This is a genomic window from Cytobacillus sp. IB215316, from assembly GCF_033963865.1.
Taxonomy (GTDB): domain Bacteria; phylum Bacillota; class Bacilli; order Bacillales; family SM2101; genus Nanhaiella; species Nanhaiella sioensis.
In genome coordinates this window covers 19,405-38,492 of the sequence record NZ_JAXBMC010000008.1, presented here as the reverse complement: position 1 = coordinate 38,492, position 19,088 = coordinate 19,405, and the positions used below count along the sequence as shown (strand labels likewise).

Below are 19,088 nucleotides of genomic sequence, written 5' to 3'. Positions count from 1 at the left end.
AATAATATAGTTATTATAAGTCGAAAGTTGGGTAGTAAAATGAGATGGATCGTCCAAGCTTTAGGGCAGAGATGGGTACTATTTAGTTTATTAGTCATTAATACACTAGGTACAATATATGGTTATTATTGGTATAGGTGGCAATTATATGCTACACCTCCAAAATACCTTATTTTTGTGCCAGATAGTCCTACTGCGTCATTATTTTTTGTTTTTGTTCTCGTGGCCTTCTTACTTAAAAAGAATTGGGGGCTAATTGAAGCGCTAGCAATTGTCACTTTATTTAAGTATGGCATTTGGGCTGTTGTTATGAATATACTAGTATATTTTGAGTTAGGTTCATTAGATTTTGCTAGTTTGATGTTAATCTTTTCACATGGTGCCATGGCGTTGCAAGGGTTACTTTTTGCGCCTTTTTACCGCATAAAATGGTATCATTTAGCAATAGCCAGTGTATGGACTTTACATAATGATGTCATTGATTATGTTTTTGGCATGTTGCCATGGTATCACGTGTTAAATGAATATGTACAACAAATCGGGTATTTTACTTTTTGGCTTAGTATAGCATCAATTGGGATTACGTACGTTCTTTGTGTGAAGAAAGATAGGTTTGTGTTGAGTATAACGTAACAACATACTTGTGCTATTCGCGAAAAACTTAGACGACGATGAGTAAAATCGAACATCATAACAAGTAGCATTTTTATCGTTTTCTAGGGAATGCATTTCAGTTTTGTAAATCAGGTGGAGCAGAATCTCCACTTTTGTCTTTTTACAAGGCTGTTTTTGCATTGAAGGTGGTGTTTCCTACTAATAAATAAACACGGTTACAAATATTGTTTCGTGGGATCTTCTTTTCACAATATGATGATAATCACATAAGACTTCTTTTACTGTAGTCATTCTGTCTGAAAAACACAAAATTTACGAAAAGACTGTTTATAAAAATGCTTTAACTAATTCACTTTTAGCAAATGCTAAAAGCTTATGACCTGTTGTCGATCTTCATACTAAAACGAGGTGAACAGCTTGTCTAGGCTTTTTTCGTATTTTTAGTTCTACTCTTGTCCACCTTCTCATAATTATTAATAGAAGTTTGAGGAGGGACAAGTATGAATGGACGTATGATGTTGTTGTTACTACTAATACTATTAGTATTGCCAAGTAATAAATACGCTGCGGAAATAGAACATTGGAAAAAACTTGATGAAATAGCCGATGAAGCTTTACAAATGGTGAAAAGTGAGAGATATGACGACACAAAAAGTCTGTTGGAACACTTTACTAAAGAATTTTTACAATTTAGTACTAGTGATAAGCCATATACTATGGATGAATTAAGAGTAATAACAATTACACATAATAATGCTGTTGAAGCTGTAACTAAGACGGCCCTTTCTCATGAAGAACGAGTTAGAAAAGTCGTACAATTCCGATTGGTCATTGACGCTATCATTTCAGAGCATCAACCGTTATGGGTTGAAATGGAGCATTCGACAATGAAGTACTTTCATCAAATGAAAGGTGCAATTGAGCAAGACGATACTGAAACATTTCAATATATGTTAAATTTATTTTTAAATAAGTATGAAGTTATCCAACCTAGTATTAAGGTTGATGTTAATCCTGAGTGGGTAACGAGAGTGGATAGCCATATTCGTTTTCTAGAATCATATCAGCATATTAGTTTGGAAAAAGCAAAACAAATCCAACAACTTGATCAAATGGAATCGGATTTATATGAATTATTTAATGCAGTGAAGGATGATGATACTGATCCGTCACTATTATGGGTAATGATTTCAATTGGAAGTGTTATTTTATTATCACTATCATATGCTGGATGGAAGAAATACAGAGCTGATAAAGTAAAACAACAGTCACGTAAAAAGCTAAATGATTGACATAATATCGGTTGTTCAGCTAAAATTATCATTATATTATTAAAATAGAGGAGTGGAGTAAGTTAGCATGTGGTACATCGCCTATTTTGCACTACTAATTATTATTCCTATTTGGGCTCAAATGAAAGTGAAGGGAGCGTATAAAAAATATTCTAAAGTCCCGTCATCATCAGCAATGTCTGGTGCTCAAGTAGCTCGTAGCATATTGGATGCGAACGGCTTACACGATGTCAATATCGAAGAAACACGTGGAGTGCTGTCAGACCATTATGATCCACGTTCAAAAACAGTTCGTCTTTCGTCAGATAACTATCATGGTCATTCACTTGCTGGTACAGCTGTTGCGGCACATGAAGTTGGACATGCGATACAGGATCAACAGGATTATGCATTTTTACGGTTAAGACATTCTCTCGTTCCCGTTGCAAATATCGGTTCGAATTTTTCTTGGATAATTATTCTTGCAGGTATTATTTTTGCTTCAGCAAATATGCTGTTATTAGGTATCATCTTTATGGCATTTGCAGTTTTGTTTCAGGTGGTTACATTACCAGTAGAATTTGACGCCTCTAACCGTGCAATGGAGCAAGTGGTATCACTAGGTGTGATTAGAAACGAGGAAGAAAGAGAAACGAAGAAAGTGCTTAATGCGGCTGCATTAACATATGTTGCAGCGGCAGCGGTTGCAGTCCTAGAACTTGTAAGATTTGTACTAATGTATATTGGTATGTCACAAGACGATTAAGAAGTAAAGCTATACAAATAATTGCAATAAACCAAGACCAGGATAAATCATATCCTGGTCTTTTGTTTGCTTCAAATCCGCAAGTATCATTATCTAAGACATAACGTAATGAACTTTGTAGTACAAACTACTCTACATCATCATGAGTTACCGTTCGAGTGGTTTTTTATTTTCGTCAAGTGTGAAACCTTCTCCTAATACGTCATGGACATCACTTACTGCGACGAAAGCGTGAGGATCAATAGATGTAATAACATTTTTTAAACGGACGATTTCATTTTTTCCGACAACACAATATAAGACATTTTTATCAATTTTAGAAAATGAGCCCTGTGCTTTCAAAAAAGTTGCTCCTCTATCCATTTCTTTCATAATTTTTTCAGCTATTTCTTCATTTTTATCTGAGATAATCGTAGCACCTTTGGCAGCATATGCACCTTCCTGCATAAAATCAATGACACGCGCTCCAACAAATACTGCAACGAGTGTATACATTGCTTCCTGATATGTTAAATATACGATAAGTGAAACCGTAATGACTGCTGCATCAAATAAGAACATTGTTTTTCCCATGCTCCAGCCAATGTATTTATGTGCTAATCTAGCAAGTATATCTACACCACCGGTCGTTCCACCAAAGCGAAAAATAATGCCTAAACCAACACCGATAAATACTCCTGCAAATAATGCTGCTAAAGTTAAATCCTCATTTAATGGCATTTGAATAGTATAGCGCTGAAAAATCCATAAAAAGACTGACAATCCCACTGTTCCAATTACCGTATACAAAAATGCCTGTCTACCAAGTAATCTCCAACCGAGAATAAACATTGGAATGTTTAACAACAAATTTGAATAAGCCGGATCTATTTTTAGAGTAAAGAATAATAGCAAAGTAATACCAGTAAATCCACCTTCGGCAAGGTTATTTTGCATATTAAAATGAACGAGCCCAAATGCGAAAATTGCTGATCCTAGTAAAATAAATAAGATATTTTTAGTCTTGATTCCTAATTGCATAATGTCCTCCAAAACAGTAGTCAGATTAAATAGAATTACACATAAAGCTTTTATGTTAGGGTGTTTTCGCATTGATTGTTGTTTTTCGAAATTAGAAATAAACTATCTTTTCTTCAGTACAACGATTTAAGAGTATAACCCATTTTTTTGTACTAGATTGAAAAACAATAGCAACAAAGAGCCTTATGTTATGTATCTTGCGCATAAAACGAAGGGCAGGAGCTTTATCGCTTCATAAGGGTATTTATGTCTTGTTTCGGAATCAACTGGTCGTATCTTGTCGGCCGAGCAAGGATATCGACATTTCACCTATGAGAACATGACATACTCTTATTATAAGTAAATTTTAGTGCCCCAACTTTTCTTATTATATTTGAACTAGTCGATAGTTACAATAGATGAAATAATGGATAAAAGGGTCAATTGAAAAACGAAACATTTGTCAAATGAGTAGCTTTTGGCTAACATGTAAGATGAGAAAGAGGTGGTTATGAATGACTAAAACGTTAAATGAAATCCAGCTTGATGTTGATCAGTATATTAATCAATTTAAGGAAGGTTATTTTAGCCCATTAGCAATGCTCGCTAGAATGACAGAAGAGCTCGGAGAACTAGCACGAGAAATAAACCATTATTACGGTGAAAAGCAAAAGAAGGATAGTGAGAATGAACGGGAAATTGAAGAAGAACTAGGTGATATGCTTTTTGTATTAATTTGTTTAGCAAATTCCCTCGACATAAATTTGGAAACTTCGCACGATCGTGTAATGGAAAAATTTCAAACTAGAGATAAAAATCGCTGGACTTTAAAAGCGAAAGGAGAATGACAGCAATGGGTGAACAAATTAACATTGTTCTTGCAGGCCCTAGAGGAAGAATGGGTAAAGAGGCCTTACATTTAATACATAATACAAAGGAATTTTCATTAGTAGGAGCGGTAGATCGCAAACATGATGGGCAACTTATCTCTGATATTGACGGTTTACCTAATATGGATACACCCATTTATACTGATTTAGAGAATTGTTTACAAGCTCACCAAGCAGACGTGTTAGTAGATTTGACGACACCTGAAATTGGTAAAAGACATACAGAAATAGCTTTGCAATATGGTGTGAGACCTGTTGTTGGAACAACTGGTTTCTCAGCTGAAGACTTAGCAAGAGTTACTGAATTAGCTGCAAGCAAAAAGCTTGGTACGATAATAGCTCCAAATTTTGCTGTTGGCGCTGTACTCATGATGAAATTTTCACAAATGGCTGCTAAATATTTTCCGGACATCGAAATTATTGAGCTACACCATGATCGGAAATTAGATGCTCCCTCTGGTACGGCTATAAAAACGGCACAATTGATATCAGCGGAGAGAGAGGCAAAACAACAAGGGCATCCTGATGAACATGAGGCAGTAACAGGTGCTAGAGGAGCTAATATTGATGGGATGCATATACATAGTGTGCGGCTCCCTGGTTTGATAGCACATCAGCAAGTATTATTTGGTGGAAATGGACAAACCTTAACAATTCGCCATGATTCATATAATAGAGAATCATTCATGACAGGTGTGAAAATTTCAATTGAAACTGTTATGAAACTTGATCATTTAGTATATGGCTTAGAAAATATTATTGCATAATGGAGGAGCAAGATGAAAATAGCACTTGTAGCCCATGATAAAAAGAAAAATGATTTAATTCAATTCGCAACAGCTTATTTATCTACTTTGGAACAGCATGAACTTTATGCGACTGGTACGACGGGACAAAAAATTTCTGAAGCTACTAACTTGAAGATCCACCGCTTTCAATCAGGTCCACTTGGGGGTGACCAAGAAATTGGAGCGATGGTAGCAAACAATAAAATGGATATGGTTTTATTTTTTCGTGACCCTTTAACTCCGCAACCTCATGAGCCAGACGTATCTGCTTTAATAAGACTTTGTGATGTGTACGCGATTCCATTAGCAACAAATATGGGAACAGCTGAGATACTAGTCAAAGGCCTAGAACGAGGAGAATTCCAATGGCGCTCAATTATTCACGAACAACAAGGTGAACAGACATGAAACTAGATATGCTTGCATTCGGTGCTCATGCTGATGATGTAGAAATTGGCATGGGTGGCACGATTGCCAAATATACTAATAAAGGATTCAAAATTGGCATATGTGATTTAACAGAAGCCGAGTTATCTTCAAACGGAACAGTTGAGATTAGAAAGCAAGAGGCTATGAAGGCATCTGCGATACTATCTATTAGTGAACGATTAAATTTACAACTTCCGGATCGTGGTTTATTCAAAAAAGAAGAATATATAAAGTTAATTGTTGAGAAGATTCGCTTCTATCGACCTAATATTGTTTTTGTACCTTATTTTGAGGATCGGCATCCGGATCATGGGAATTGCGCGCACCTTGTAGAGGAAGCAGTATTTTCTGCTGGAATTAAGAACTACGAAGATAACAAACGCTTAGCAGCACATAAAGTATCATCAATATATTTTTATATGATCAATGGCTTTCATAAGCCTACTTTTGTCATTGATATATCTCAAACTATAGAACAAAAGCTAAATAGTTTAAGAGCATATAAAAGTCAATTTACGAAGGTAAATGATTCAATTGATACTCCATTAACTAATGGGTACATAGAGACAGTAAAAAGTAGAGAAAGATTATTTGGCAAAGAGGTTGGCGTTGATTATGCAGAAGGGTTTATTAGTAAAAAGCCTTTGCTTATGAAACATGATTTGTTAGGAGAGTGTAAATGAAGATGAAAATTGGTATCACTTGTTACCCCTCAGTGGGAGGGTCGGGTGTTATTGCAACTGAGCTAGGTAAAATGTTAGCAGAAAGAGGCCATGAAATTCACTTTATTTCATCAAGTATGCCATTTAGGCTCAACAAGTTGTATTGTAATATTTATTATCATGAGGTAGAAATCAACCAATATTCTGTTTTTAAATATGCTCCCTATGACCTTTCATTAGCGTCAAAAATGGCAGAAGTGGCGAAACGTGAACAACTGGACTTATTACATGTTCATTATGCTATACCTCATGCTGTTTGTGCTTATTTAGCTAAGCAAATGGTTGGAGACGAAAAGCTGAAAATTGTAACAACATTACACGGTACTGATATTACAGTTCTTGGCTATGACCCATCATTGAGTGATATGATCAAATTTGGAATCGAAAATTCAGATGTTGTAACAGCTGTTTCTAATTCTCTTGTTGAGCAAACGTATGACTTACTTGATGTTAAGAAAGAAATTTCTACTGTTTATAATTTTGTTGATGAGCGTGTTTATTCTAAAAAAGAAGCTGTTCAAAATCTAAAAGGTGAGTATGGTATAGACGAAGAAGATAAAGTTATTATTCATGTATCGAATTTTCGTCAGGTAAAAAGAGTCACTGATGTTGTAAAAGCATTCAATATCATTGCAAAACAAGTAAAGTCTAAACTGCTGCTAATCGGGGATGGTCCTGAGGTAACAGTTGTTTGTAAATTAGTAAACGATTTACAATTAACTGATAAAGTACTTTTTTTAGGTAAACAAGAAAATGTTGAGGAGTTATACTCAATAAGTGATTTAACTCTATTATTGTCTGAAAAGGAAAGTTTCGGCCTTGTATTACTTGAGGCATTCGCTTGTGGTGTGCCAGGTATTGGTACAAATATTGGTGGAATTCCAGAAGTAATCACTCCTGGAGAAAATGGCTACATTAGTCAGGTTGGAGATATTGAAGATGTTGCGAAGAAAGCAGTGCAAATTCTGACAGATGATCAATTACACAAACAAATGTCTGAAGCAGCTGTTACAACTGTAAAAGAAAAGTTTCATTCCACAAAAATAGTTGAACAATATGAACGCTTATATTTTACTTTACTAAACCGTAGGGTCGACATTGTTAAATAAGATTCTTTTCATAAAACTGCTATGATTTTTTTACAAAGGCTCTTTTCGTAAACTTTGTTAATATTGTTATCCAATTAATACTAAAAAGTCATTTAACATGGTTAGTCATTGTTGAACAGAAGAGAAAGATGCCACGTACTCTAGTTGTGTACGTGTTTCGTTCTTAGTAAGAAAAACAACAATGAATGCGAAAACAGCCTTTTACAACGGCTCTTTTAATAAACTTTGTTTGAGGTTGATACTAATTTAGGACAGTAACATTTACGATATTGACTTTATGGTTCATACGTTTTTATTTGATAATTATATAAGCAGCAATGAATGCAATGACTGTCCATTTATAAAACGATGCAAAACATCTTGTCTTTAAGTTTAAATTTATCCTAAACATTAAGTTGTGCTCTCACTCATTTAGTTCAAGCTAATTGAGGAGTTTGATGTTTTTAACATATAGAATCATGAAGGTTTAATAAAAGGAGATATCTTATGTTACATGATCCGTTTGAGCTACCCACATTTATTATCCAAACAATACAGCAGGCAGGATTCGAAGCATATTTTGTTGGGGGAGCAGTTAGAGATATGCTACTGCATCGTGAAATAGGTGACGTTGATATTGCAACTTCAGCGTTACCACAACAAGTTATAAAGCTGTTCCCGAAGACAATTGATGTGGGTATCCGTCACGGTACAGTCGTAGTTCTTCACAAAGGTGAATCATTTGAAGTAACTACATTTCGAAATGAAGGGGATTATGAGGAGCATCGACGTCCTAAGGACGTTACATTTATTAGCTCTCTTTCGGAAGATTTACAGAGGCGTGATTTTACAATTAATGCAATTGCAATGACAGGCTCTGGAGCCTTAATTGATCCTTTTGATGGTCAAGCTGATATACAAAAACAGATGATTCGTTGTGTAGGTGACGCAACAGAGCGATTTTATGAAGATGGCTTACGGATGTTAAGAGCTATACGCTTTGTTAGTCAACTGTCCTTTGTCTTAAGTGATGATACGAAAGCTGGGATAAGCCGGTGTAACAATATATTAAAACATATTTCTGTTGAAAGAATTACAGCTGAGTTTGAAAAAATTATGAGAGGAAATAATAGTCACATAGCTTTTCAATTACTGGCTGAACTTAAAATTTATAAATATTTGCCTCATTGTGCGAATAAACAAATCGAATTTGAACAGCTGGCAAACTATAAATGGCACTCGCTTCAAAAAAACGAAGAGTTTTGGACTTTATTCACAATGTTATTAAAAATGGAGACACCAGGAAAGTTTTTGCGGTCATGGAAATTACCTGTAAAGTTAATTAGAAGCGTAGAAATAAACATACGGTATTTTAACATGTTATTAGCATCAGAATGGACAAAGACTACACTCTATCAATGTGGCCTAGAACATGCAGAACAAATTGAACGTATAAGGGCTGTTGTTCATCAAAATGATGGTACAGAAAGGCTACATAATATAAAAAAAATGTACGCTAGTTTACCAATCATTTCTCGCAAGGAGTTAGTTGTTAATGGAAATGACCTACAAGCTTGGTTTAATAAAAAACCTGGTCCATGGTTAAAAGAATATATTAACAACATTGAGATGGCAATTGTCAATGGAGATGTTGAAAATGAAGTAGAGAACATAAAGGAGTGGCTGTTACATTGCAATCTGAAACTAGAAAACAATTGTTAGAAGCTTTCACAGGTGCTGGAGATGAATTTATATCAGGGCAAAAAATAAGTGAACTACTTGGTTGCAGTCGAACGGCCGTTTGGAAACATATTGAAGATTTACGTAACGAAGGGTATGAGCTAGAGGCAGTCCGTCGAAAAGGCTACAGAATTACCAAAAAACCTAATAAGATCTCAAGTAACGAAATACAGCTTGGTTTACAAACAAAAGTGATGGGTAGGAACGTGCATTTTCATGAGAAAGTTACGTCAACACAAAGGGTTGCTCACACACTTGCACATGAAGGTGTAAAGGAAGGGACGATCGTTCTAGCTGAAGAGCAAACAGAAGGTCGAGGGAGACTGAATAGATCTTGGTTCTCTCCAGAGGGGACAGGGATTTGGATGAGTTTAATAGTCAGACCTAATATTCCTCCTCAACAAGCACCTCAGCTTACATTACTCACAGCTGTAGCTGTTGCACAAGGTATTGAAGAACTTACTCATTTGTCGCCTAAAATTAAGTGGCCTAATGACATTTTAGTGAATGGTAAAAAGGTTGTGGGTGTATTAACAGAACTTCAAGCTGAGCCAGAGTGTATTCATTCTGTTATCATTGGTGTTGGAATTAATGTCAATCAACAAACAAGTGATTTTCCAGAAGGGATTGACAAAACTGCCACATCATTAGCGATAGAAACAGGGAATAAACTTAATCGTTCTGAATTGATTCAACACATCCTATTAAAATTTGAAAAGTTGTATTTTGAATACTTAAAACACGGTTTTTTATTCGTTAAGCTGTTATGGGAAAGTTATGCAGTAAGTATTGGTAAAAATATTGTAGTAACAACGTTAAATGAAACGAAGAAAGGTGAAGCTTTGGGTATTACAGATGAAGGTGTACTTATGATGAAGGATGAAATGGATAACATACATTATATTCATTCAGCTGATATATCTATTATGTAATAAATAAATGAATTCTTTCGTTTACTTGTTTTTTATTCACCTGATCATCATTTTATAGATCTATGGACAAAGGTGTTAAGTTCCTTGTAGTAATGACAACGATTAATAGTAAAGAAACCTTTCTTTACACTAAGTACATATTGTAAAGTTTTGCTGGAAAAAAGGACAACAATTTTGTATAATTTTGCATGAGGGTAGTATCCTGATGAGAACTATACCTTATTCAATTAGTTTAAATATGTATATAGCTAGTCTGCCTTGATCCAACATATGGACTGGGACAGAGGGATGAAGCAAACCGATGATGTGAATTATATCCTTCTTTCTCATGTTTTTTGAGACTGAGGGATTTTTTAATACGAACTAACCGGTTACTCATGCCCTCTAAAAAAGGAGGGAAAAACGTGAAACAAGTACCAAATTTTTTACAAATGAAGCAAGAGAACGATCCGATTGTTATGCTAACTGCATATGATTATCCATCTGCTAAGCACGCTGAGGAAGCAAACGTTGACATGATTTTAGTGGGAGATTCTTTAGGTATGGTCGTTTTAGGTTATGAATCAACGATCCCTGTGACAGTTGATGATATGGTCCATCATACGAAAGCAGTTAAGCGTGGTGCACAAGATACTTTTATCGTTACGGATATGCCATTCATGTCATATCAAATCTCCAAAGAGGAAACGCTAAGAAATGCCCAACGAATTATTCAGGAAGCTGGAGCTCATGCTGTTAAGGTTGAGGGAGCAGGTGATGTACTTGATATGATAAAAATTTTAACATCAAGTAATATTCCTGTCGTAGCTCATTTGGGATTGACCCCTCAATCTGTAGGTATTTTAGGCGGATATAAAGTACAAGGGAAGGATCATCAGGCAGCTAAACAACTACTTGAAGATGCTAAAAGCTGTGAACAAGCTGGGGCAATCGCATTAGTGCTTGAATGTATTCCTACTCAATTGGCAGAGCAAGTAACGAAGGTAATAGACATACCGACAATTGGTATTGGTGCAGGAAAAACGACAGACGGACAGGTACTTGTTTATCATGATGTGATCGGTTATGGGGTTGAAAGAGTACCAAAGTTTGTAAAGCAATATACTAAGATTAATAATGATATTAAAACAGGTTTAGAAGGTTTTGTTGCAGAAGTGAAAGATCGTAAATTCCCAGAAAAAGGGCATTCTTTCCATATGAAAGAAGAAGAACTGGAAGCACTTTACGGGGGAGCTAAAGCATGATCATCATTAGAAAAATATTAGATATGCAAAAAATGATTAAAGAGTATCGGCAAAAAGGCATGAGTATAGGTTTTGTGCCAACGATGGGATTTCTACACGAAGGACATATCTCTTTAATGAACAGTGCTCGTCCCCAAAATGATATAGTTGTGGCTAGCATCTTTGTAAACCCTTTGCAATTTGGTCCAAATGAAGATTTTGATTCATATCCACGCGATATAGTTAGAGATGAAAAAATGGCAAGTGATGCGCAAGTTGACATCTTGTTTTATCCTGATATAAATGAAATGTATAACTCAGCAATGTCAACTACTGTCGTTGTGAATGAGCGTGTCAATGTTCTTTGTGGAAAATCAAGACCTGGACATTTTGATGGAGTAGCAACTGTCTTAACCAAATTATTTAATATTGTGAACCCTGATAATGTATACTTCGGTATGAAAGATGCACAACAGGTTGCTGTTGTTGATGGTTTAATTAAAGATTTTAATTTTCCAATTAATTTAGTTCCCATTGAAACTGTTCGAGAAGCAAACGGCTTAGCAAAAAGTTCTCGAAATGTCAGGCTAACTAAATTAGAGAAACAACAAGCACCATATTTATATAAAAGCTTACAATTAGCTAAAGAACGAATTAAGCAAGGTGAAAAAGATCCACATACAATTATTGCCTTAATTACTGATTATATTGACACACATACTGATGGAAATATTGATTATGTAGAATTGTATTCCTATCCTAAATTAACTGCCTTATCTAAAATTAGTGGCAACATCATTATAGCAATCGCAGTTAAGTTTACAGAGGTAAGGTTGATTGATAATATTACTATGGAAGTTTGTAAGGAGGAATAACAATGTACCGTACAATGATGAATGCAAAAATACATCGCGCCCGAGTAACAGAGGCAAATTTAAATTATGTTGGAAGTATAACAATTGATCAGGACATTCTCGACGCAGTTGGTATGATTGCAAATGAAAAAGTTCAAATTGTTAATAATAATAATGGAGCTAGAATAGAAACATATATTATTCCAGGTGAAAGAGGTAGTGGAGTTATATGTTTAAATGGCGCTGCGGCTAGGCTTGTACAGCAAGATGATATCGTTATTATTATTTCGTATAAATTGATTAGTGAGGCTGATTTATCAGAACATCAACCAAAAATTGCAATTATGGATGAAAATAATCAGATAACTGAACTTATTGGCAAAGAGCCAGCGAGAACGGTTATGTAAGTATAAAACCCTCTATTGATGAGGGTTTTCATGTATAAGTAAGTTTTTGTTCAAAGAGGGATCACCCTTGAACAATATTGAGGTGTTATAGATGTTCTCCCGTTTCGTAGTTATAGATCTAGAAACAACAGGAAATGCAGTTAAAAGTAATGACAAAATTATTCAAATTGCGGCTGTGGTCATTGAAGATGGAAAGATCATTGACCGCTTTTCCAGTTTTGTAAATCCAAATCGTGAAATTCCTGCTTTTATAAGTGAACTTACTGGTATTACTAATTCAATGGTAACAGATGCTCCAATGTTCACCGAGATAGCACCTATAATTATTAATATGCTTGAGAATTCTTATTTTGTAGCTCACAACGTCCCATTTGATTTAAACTTTTTGCAAGAAGAAATAAAGTCACATGGCTTTAGTGAATTAACTATACCATCCTTGGATACCGTTGAGTTAGCTAGGATATTGTATCCAACTAAAGATAGTTACAAATTGTCAGATCTATCGGCTGATTTTGTAGTTGAGCATCTGCAGCCTCATCGTGCTGACAGCGACGCTGAAGTGACAGCTATACTGTTTTTGGAACTAATTAATAAATTAAACTCCCTTCCATTAGTCACATTAGAAGCGTTAAAAAAGCATGCTGTTTATTTGAAAAGTGATGTTATTGGAATTATTGCACATGTGATAGAACATAAGCATTCGCTAGGAGAAGAAGTACAAACGGATTTGACCATCGTCCGGGGGCTTGCGATAAGAACACACAGTTATTTAAATCGGAGTGGCAACTTACAACAACAAGCATTTCGACAATTAAAAAATGATCTTCCATCATTAATGGAGAAGCATATTATAAATTTCGAGCTTCGTGAAGGTCAACTACATATGATGGATGTTGTTGATAAAGCATTGCAAACGAATCAACATGCCATCATTGAAGCTGGAACTGGCTCTGGTAAAACACTTGCATATATACTACCAGCAGCTCTTTTTGCCATAACTAAAAATAAGCCAGTAATTATAAGTACTTATACCGTCCAACTTCAAGAGCAGCTAGTTGACAATGAAATTAAGATATTGAGGAATTTGTTAGATGTGCCACTGAAAGTAGCTGTCTTAAAAGGGAAGCGCCATTATATGAATTTGTGGAAATTTGAACGCAGTTTAGCATATTTGGATAGTAATTATGATGTGATTTTGACAAAATGTCAAATACTTGTTTGGTTGTTAGAAACAACAACAGGTGATGTAGATGAACTGAACCTTACCTCTGGTGGTTTGTTATTTTGGGACGAAATAAATGAAAACTCGCATACATTGTTGAACAATGACAATCCTTGGAAGCCTTATGAATTTTATCATAAAGCACGAAATGAAGCTCATCAGGCAGATGTTATCATTACAAATCACTCACTATTGTTGACTGATTTACAAGCTGAACAAAGTTCTTTATTACCAAAATATGATGTGGCAATTATTGATGAAGCTCATCAATTAGAGCGGATTGCTAGCGAATGTTTTGGAGATTATATTAATTATAATTACTTCGTCTTTTTATTTGCAAAGCTTGGCTCACTTGACCAACCTAGTCTACTTTCCAATGCTTTTCACTTATTTAGCGACAAACATTTAAACGTAGATTCTTTTCGGATTATCGACCATCTAATTAAAAACCTAAAGGCTGAAGTTGATGATTTATTTAGAATGCTACGAGCAATCATACTTAAAAATAACAACGATGGTCAAGCGTACCGAACTCAATATAGATTTAATGTTAGTGAAGAACATGGTAGAGAGTGGAATGCATCACTTGAGTTGGTCAGTAGAGTAAGGATGCAAATGATTGAGCTTGTGAGTACAATGCAAACTCAATTTACAGCCATTAAATCCATAGAACACAAATTATCCGTCCATGATAAACGTGAAATCGATTTATTCTTTTCTTTTATAGAAAAGTTTAATCATACTCAACAAGTATTAGAATCAATATTATTAGTTGATAATCAAGAGTCAGTTTCATGGATGGAAACAGATACGAAAGGGGCTCAAAACGCGGTAAAGCTATATACACAACCAATTGATGTTTCAGATCTATTAGCCGATGAGTTTTTTTCTAACAAGCACAGTGTAATTTTAACATCAGCTACTTTAAATGCCCATGAGTCATTTAAGCATATTATAAACCAGCTGGGCCTTGAAGACTTTTACCCGTTAACTGAATTTGTGCCATCGCCTTTTGTATATGAGAAGCAGGCTCTACTATGCATACCAAATGATGTTCCGCTTATAAAAGAGACTTCTACAGAAGATTATATAGCTAACATAGCAAATCATATTGTAGAAATTGCGAGCAAATTACAAGGTAGAATGTTACTGTTATTTACTTCTTATGACATGGTTAGAGAAATGTATAGCCAACTTAAGGTGAAAACTGAATTAGATGACTTTGTCATTTTAGCACAAGGATCTAGCAGTTCTAGCCGGTCAAAGCTTTCCAAAACGTTTCAAGAAATATCTAAATCAATTTTACTTGGAACTTCAAGTTTTTGGGAAGGGGTTGATCTAGTAGGAGAAGAGTTAGCTAGCGTTGGTATCATTAGACTACCTTTTTCATCACCTGATGATCCCATTTCAGCAGCAAAAAATGAAAAAATACGTTTTAATGGTGGTAATCCGTTTACAGAATTAGCATTACCAGATGCTATTTTCCGCTTCAAACAAGGGGTTGGAAGATTAATAAGACATAAAAGCGATAAAGGGATTATATTTGTGTTTGATCGCCGTCTTACAACAACATCCTATGGTAAACAGTTCTTAGCAGCTGTACCAACAATCCCAGTTATTGAAGGTTCAATTGATCGGTTACTTTCTATAATTGAAGAGTGGCATTAGGATAGCTGTAGTAGTTGTGGAGGGATAGTAGTGTTACACTTTTCTAAATGTTTGACAATTTGGTTCGGGTTGTCCTTTATAGGGAATTTGTTGCAACCGCAGCAGCCGGTTGACATAGCAAAAGTGAATTTAAAGCTAACACAGGACGATATTGCAATCACTTTTTTTGATCTGTCATCTGGAGAAGCCACACTTATTCAAAATGCTAAAGGCAATACGATATTAATTAATTGTGGTGGTCCAAAAACCCAAAGTGAAATGGAAATGATGTTTCAATTGTATGATATTAAACAACTTGACACGGTCATTATTACAAAAGATGATATTCAATACGATACGAATATCGATTGGATTATACAAAATTTCCCGGTAGGAAAAATTGTGTTAGCTTCGAATAACGAACATCCCTATCCTTTTTTAGATGATATTAAAATAGAAAAGTGGAAAAATCAAGATTCTTTTGAGTTATTCAATCATGTCGTAATTAAGGTTGAAAATGAAAATATAGGACAGACCGATGGCGCTCTTGATTTATCAATATTTCTTAAAAGTCACCACATTTTGTATATGACAAATGCAGGAAAGTTAATTGAGAAAAAATTATTAACACAAATGGAAACAGAAGTCGATATATTAAAGGTTGGTGATTTTGGAGCAGAAGGTGGTACAACTTCATTTTTTTTAGAAAAAATTGACCCGAAAGTTGCCATCATTTTTCAGAACAAGAATAACAAGCCCAATCAAGAAGTACTGGAAAGGTTATATGATTCTTGGATCGATATTTATTTAACGAAACAAGTCGGGAATATTTCCATTAAATATAGTAATGATCAATATGAAATTATCCCGATTGAAGTAAATAAGCAGGAATAAAATTTTGTTAAACATAGGGTGTATAGCAAGGATTGTTTGTCGTATAAAGAATTAAACGAGTACTCAACTAACGTTCGTCCATCTTTTCTTCAATACAAAGATGACTAACATATATAACATTTTTTATGATACTAATTTGGTAACATTGGAAAGAAGTTTCTGACCTTCTGTATGCACATTAATTGTTACTATTTCTAAATAATTCTTCTCTAAAGACTATAAAAAACCTACTATACATAATGAAATTTATTTGAACTTGAACATGGGAACAAAGTTCACGTAAAGATTTTGAAATAAAAAACCTGTAACAACTTGTGTGTACAGGTCTACGGTGTGGGTTAGGGTATATTTTTTATAAAAGACTGTTATCGCATTTGATTGTTGCTTTTCTTAGGCATCCTTTCACATGTAAAATGAGGTCAATTGTATACATTTATTTGTTGTTGGTTGAAATTAAGCTCATTTCAACAAGTTTCCGAAAAGAGCCTTATAAAAAGAGCTAGGAAACACTCTTATCATATTTATTATCAATTTGTTGAATACACCTGTTATAATTGAAATAGATTACTCTCACTTACTTTGTGAGTACTGTTATTTTTACCTTAGTTCTTAACAATATAAGTAACAAAATTTGTTCACAAAATAGGAGGACTCTATTGCATGGAAAGTAAAATTGAAGTATTATCTACTTTAAAGATTGCACATTCTTCTGATTTATACAAAATTGTCGATAATTTAAATCGTACTTTAAAAGGACAAGATTTAATGTTTGGACTAGCTTTAGACGAGAATGATGAAGAAACAGCAGTTTTTACTATTTACCGTACGTAATAAAAAGGACTTTATAATGATGAAAAAAAGAATTATCCCAATAGCTGTTATTAGCACTATTATTTTCTTTATAATAATTGGATATTTGTATTTAAGTGCAATGAAGCCGATTGAAATCGCTGAAGATACAGCAATTAACATAGCTAAAAAAGAAGCACAAATGCAAACTATTCAAAAAGTATATACATATCATGGAACAGAAGCATATTCTGTTGTGCTTGGTGAAGATCAGTCAGAGCAAGCTCTAGCAGTTTTTATCCCTGAGGATGTTAACAAACCTATTGTTATTAAAAACCAAGCAGATGGCACAACAGAACAGCAAATCATTGACATGGTTAACAAAGAACAAAATCCCAAAAAGATCATATCAGTAACGTTAGGAATGGATGGAAATATACCAATTTGGGAAACGGTCTATATTGATCACCAAAACCGATACGTTTATCATTACTCTTATTTTGAAACAGGCACTCAACGCAAAAGGTATATAATATCCTAAACAATCAAGGAGGAACTGACATGAAATTGGCACATCGAGTATCTTCATTAACACCTTCAACAACATTGGCTATTACTGCTACTGCAAAAGAACTTAAAGAACAAGGGCATGATGTAATAGGGTTAGGAGCTGGTGAACCAGATTTCAATACTCCACAGCATATTATAGAAGCTTCTATTACAGCCATGAATGAAGGTAAAACTAAATACACACCATCAGGTGGCCTCCCAACTTTAAAGAAAGAAATATGTGATAAATTTAATAAAGATCAGGGGATTCAATATGATCCGTCTGAAATAATTGTATGTACTGGTGCGAAACACGCACTTTATACACTATTTCAAGTCCTTCTTAATGAGGGTGACGAAGTAATTATACCTTCTCCATATTGGGTTAGCTATCCTGAGCAAGTAAAATTAGCAGAAGGACATCCTGTATTTGTCAAGGGTGAAGAAGAGAATGAGTTTAAAATTACTGGCGAACAACTTAGGGGAGCAATTACAGAGCGCACAAAAGCAATTATTATTAATTCTCCAAGTAACCCTACTGGAATGTTATATAGTAAAGAAGAATTGGCAGAGTTAGGTGAAATATGTTTACAACATAACATCTTAATTATTTCTGATGAAATTTATGAAAAGCTCGTATACGCCAATAGTGCACACGTTTCGATTGCTCAGATATCTCCACAATTAAAAGAGCAGACGATCATCATCAATGGTGTATCCAAATCACATTCGATGACTGGATGGAGAATTGGCTATGCTGCAGGTAATAAAGAAATTATTAAAGCAATGACAAATCTTGCAAGTCACAGTACATCTAACCCAACGTCAATTGCACAATATGCTACTCTTGCGGCTTATAATGGTTCTCAACAGCCTGTAGAAGATATGCGTGTAGCTTTTGAAGAACGCTTGAATATTATTTATGAAAAATTGATTCAAATTCCCGGCTTCACTTGTATTAAACCTAAAGGGGCATTTTACCTATTTCCTAATGCCAAAGAGGCAGCTAAATTAGCAGGTTTAAAAGACGTAGATGAATTAGCTAAAGCTCTTTTGGAAGAAGAAAAAGTTGCAATCATTCCAGGGTCAGGATTCGGAGCTCCAGACAATTTACGACTTTCATACGCGACATCACTTGATCAATTAGAAAAAGCAATTGAAAGAATTAGTCATTTTATGAAAGTGCAATGTCATGCATAATGATTTTTAATATGCACTCAAAATATAAGCGCTTGTTATACATTTTTACTCAAGATACAATGG

At 34.7% G+C, this 19,088-nt stretch carries 19 protein-coding genes; 18 read left to right on the top strand and 1 reads right to left on the bottom strand.

Translation table 11 applies throughout. The features are described from left to right. The first annotated feature begins 39 nt into the window (after window positions 1–39). From SLH48_RS13635 to SLH48_RS13625, 3 genes are all read left to right on the top strand, one after another. A complete protein-coding gene (locus tag SLH48_RS13635; protein WP_320258636.1) occupies window positions 40–633 on the top strand; it encodes a DUF1405 domain-containing protein in 594 nt (197 codons plus the stop codon). A gap of 482 nt (window positions 634–1,115) precedes the next feature. Beyond that, window positions 1,116–1,907 (top strand): sporulation protein YpjB, encoded by a 792-nt coding sequence (gene ypjB / locus SLH48_RS13630; protein ID WP_320258635.1) that lies wholly within the window; start codon window positions 1,116–1,118, stop codon window positions 1,905–1,907. A gap of 67 nt (window positions 1,908–1,974) precedes the next feature. After that, a complete protein-coding gene (locus SLH48_RS13625) occupies window positions 1,975–2,652 on the top strand; it encodes a zinc metallopeptidase (protein WP_214481273.1) in 678 nt (225 codons plus the stop codon). A 147-nt stretch (window positions 2,653–2,799) separates the two neighbouring features. On the opposite strand, the gene SLH48_RS13620 is transcribed toward SLH48_RS13625, so the two are convergent. Then, window positions 2,800–3,672, bottom strand: coding sequence for a YitT family protein (locus tag SLH48_RS13620; protein WP_214481272.1), 873 nt, complete (start codon window positions 3,670–3,672; stop codon window positions 2,800–2,802). 494 nt (window positions 3,673–4,166) lie between these two features. Between SLH48_RS13620 and SLH48_RS13615 the strand changes: the two genes are divergently transcribed. From SLH48_RS13615 to SLH48_RS13545, 15 genes are all read left to right on the top strand, one after another. Further along, on the top strand, window positions 4,167–4,499 hold the full coding sequence (locus SLH48_RS13615; protein WP_214481271.1) for a nucleotide pyrophosphohydrolase: 333 nt from the start codon (window positions 4,167–4,169) through the stop codon (window positions 4,497–4,499). A gap of 5 nt (window positions 4,500–4,504) precedes the next feature. Then, complete coding sequence (dapB, locus tag SLH48_RS13610; RefSeq protein ID WP_320258634.1) at window positions 4,505–5,308, top strand: 4-hydroxy-tetrahydrodipicolinate reductase; 804 nt, start codon at window positions 4,505–4,507, stop codon at window positions 5,306–5,308. A 12-nt stretch (window positions 5,309–5,320) separates the two neighbouring features. Next, the gene (mgsA, locus tag SLH48_RS13605; RefSeq protein WP_214481270.1) at window positions 5,321–5,737 is read left to right on the top strand and encodes a methylglyoxal synthase; all 417 of its coding nucleotides are present in this window, start codon (window positions 5,321–5,323) and stop codon (window positions 5,735–5,737) included. After that, window positions 5,734–6,441 (top strand): bacillithiol biosynthesis deacetylase BshB1, encoded by a 708-nt coding sequence (gene bshB1 / locus SLH48_RS13600; protein WP_320258633.1) that lies wholly within the window; start codon window positions 5,734–5,736, stop codon window positions 6,439–6,441. Before mgsA ends, bshB1 begins: the two co-directional genes overlap by 4 nt. Further along, window positions 6,438–7,589: an N-acetyl-alpha-D-glucosaminyl L-malate synthase BshA gene (gene bshA, locus SLH48_RS13595; RefSeq protein WP_320258632.1), complete on the top strand. Its 1,152-nt coding sequence runs from the start codon at window positions 6,438–6,440 to the stop codon at window positions 7,587–7,589. Before bshB1 ends, bshA begins: the two co-directional genes overlap by 4 nt. A gap of 486 nt (window positions 7,590–8,075) precedes the next feature. Continuing rightward, window positions 8,076–9,290 (top strand): CCA tRNA nucleotidyltransferase, encoded by a 1,215-nt coding sequence (locus SLH48_RS13590; RefSeq protein ID WP_320258631.1) that lies wholly within the window; start codon window positions 8,076–8,078, stop codon window positions 9,288–9,290. Then, window positions 9,248–10,240, top strand: coding sequence for a biotin--[acetyl-CoA-carboxylase] ligase (locus tag SLH48_RS13585; protein ID WP_214481266.1), 993 nt, complete (start codon window positions 9,248–9,250; stop codon window positions 10,238–10,240). The genes SLH48_RS13590 and SLH48_RS13585 overlap by 43 nt, the downstream gene beginning before the upstream one ends. Window positions 10,241–10,644: 404 nt before the next feature. Next, on the top strand, window positions 10,645–11,484 hold the full coding sequence (panB, locus tag SLH48_RS13580; protein ID WP_320258630.1) for a 3-methyl-2-oxobutanoate hydroxymethyltransferase: 840 nt from the start codon (window positions 10,645–10,647) through the stop codon (window positions 11,482–11,484). After that, on the top strand, window positions 11,481–12,338 hold the full coding sequence (gene panC, locus SLH48_RS13575; RefSeq protein WP_320258629.1) for a pantoate--beta-alanine ligase: 858 nt from the start codon (window positions 11,481–11,483) through the stop codon (window positions 12,336–12,338). Before panB ends, panC begins: the two co-directional genes overlap by 4 nt. 2 nt (window positions 12,339–12,340) lie before the next feature. Further along, window positions 12,341–12,724 carry an aspartate 1-decarboxylase gene (gene panD, locus SLH48_RS13570; protein ID WP_214481263.1) on the top strand — a complete coding sequence of 128 codons (384 nt, stop codon included), beginning with the start codon at window positions 12,341–12,343 and terminating at the stop codon, window positions 12,722–12,724. Between the two features lie 91 nt (window positions 12,725–12,815). Further along, complete coding sequence (gene dinG / locus SLH48_RS13565) at window positions 12,816–15,614, top strand: ATP-dependent DNA helicase DinG (protein WP_320258628.1); 2,799 nt, start codon at window positions 12,816–12,818, stop codon at window positions 15,612–15,614. A 30-nt stretch (window positions 15,615–15,644) separates the two neighbouring features. Next, window positions 15,645–16,487 carry a hypothetical protein gene (locus SLH48_RS13560; RefSeq protein WP_320258627.1) on the top strand — a complete coding sequence of 281 codons (843 nt, stop codon included), beginning with the start codon at window positions 15,645–15,647 and terminating at the stop codon, window positions 16,485–16,487. A gap of 660 nt (window positions 16,488–17,147) precedes the next feature. Beyond that, window positions 17,148–17,318 (top strand): YpmA family protein, encoded by a 171-nt coding sequence (locus tag SLH48_RS13555; protein ID WP_214481260.1) that lies wholly within the window; start codon window positions 17,148–17,150, stop codon window positions 17,316–17,318. A gap of 19 nt (window positions 17,319–17,337) precedes the next feature. Continuing rightward, the gene (locus SLH48_RS13550; protein WP_214481259.1) at window positions 17,338–17,817 is read left to right on the top strand and encodes a DUF5590 domain-containing protein; all 480 of its coding nucleotides are present in this window, start codon (window positions 17,338–17,340) and stop codon (window positions 17,815–17,817) included. A 20-nt stretch (window positions 17,818–17,837) separates the two neighbouring features. Continuing rightward, complete coding sequence (locus tag SLH48_RS13545) at window positions 17,838–19,025, top strand: pyridoxal phosphate-dependent aminotransferase (protein ID WP_214481258.1); 1,188 nt, start codon at window positions 17,838–17,840, stop codon at window positions 19,023–19,025. Window positions 19,026–19,088 lie beyond the last annotated feature (63 nt).

Coding starts and splice junctions, on each gene's coding strand:
- SLH48_RS13635 (WP_320258636.1), top strand. CDS start 40: ATGAGATGGATCGTCCAAGCTTTAGGGCAGAGATGGGTACTATTTAGT.
- ypjB (WP_320258635.1), top strand. CDS start 1,116: ATGAATGGACGTATGATGTTGTTGTTACTACTAATACTATTAGTATTG.
- SLH48_RS13625 (WP_214481273.1), top strand. CDS start 1,975: ATGTGGTACATCGCCTATTTTGCACTACTAATTATTATTCCTATTTGG.
- SLH48_RS13620 (WP_214481272.1), bottom strand. CDS start 3,672: ATGCAATTAGGAATCAAGACTAAAAATATCTTATTTATTTTACTAGGA.
- SLH48_RS13615 (WP_214481271.1), top strand. CDS start 4,167: ATGACTAAAACGTTAAATGAAATCCAGCTTGATGTTGATCAGTATATT.
- dapB (WP_320258634.1), top strand. CDS start 4,505: ATGGGTGAACAAATTAACATTGTTCTTGCAGGCCCTAGAGGAAGAATG.
- mgsA (WP_214481270.1), top strand. CDS start 5,321: ATGAAAATAGCACTTGTAGCCCATGATAAAAAGAAAAATGATTTAATT.
- bshB1 (WP_320258633.1), top strand. CDS start 5,734: ATGAAACTAGATATGCTTGCATTCGGTGCTCATGCTGATGATGTAGAA.
- bshA (WP_320258632.1), top strand. CDS start 6,438: ATGAAGATGAAAATTGGTATCACTTGTTACCCCTCAGTGGGAGGGTCG.
- SLH48_RS13590 (WP_320258631.1), top strand. CDS start 8,076: ATGTTACATGATCCGTTTGAGCTACCCACATTTATTATCCAAACAATA.
- panC (WP_320258629.1), top strand. CDS start 11,481: ATGATCATCATTAGAAAAATATTAGATATGCAAAAAATGATTAAAGAG.
- panD (WP_214481263.1), top strand. CDS start 12,341: ATGTACCGTACAATGATGAATGCAAAAATACATCGCGCCCGAGTAACA.
- dinG (WP_320258628.1), top strand. CDS start 12,816: ATGTTCTCCCGTTTCGTAGTTATAGATCTAGAAACAACAGGAAATGCA.
- SLH48_RS13555 (WP_214481260.1), top strand. CDS start 17,148: ATGGAAAGTAAAATTGAAGTATTATCTACTTTAAAGATTGCACATTCT.
- SLH48_RS13550 (WP_214481259.1), top strand. CDS start 17,338: ATGAAAAAAAGAATTATCCCAATAGCTGTTATTAGCACTATTATTTTC.
- SLH48_RS13545 (WP_214481258.1), top strand. CDS start 17,838: ATGAAATTGGCACATCGAGTATCTTCATTAACACCTTCAACAACATTG.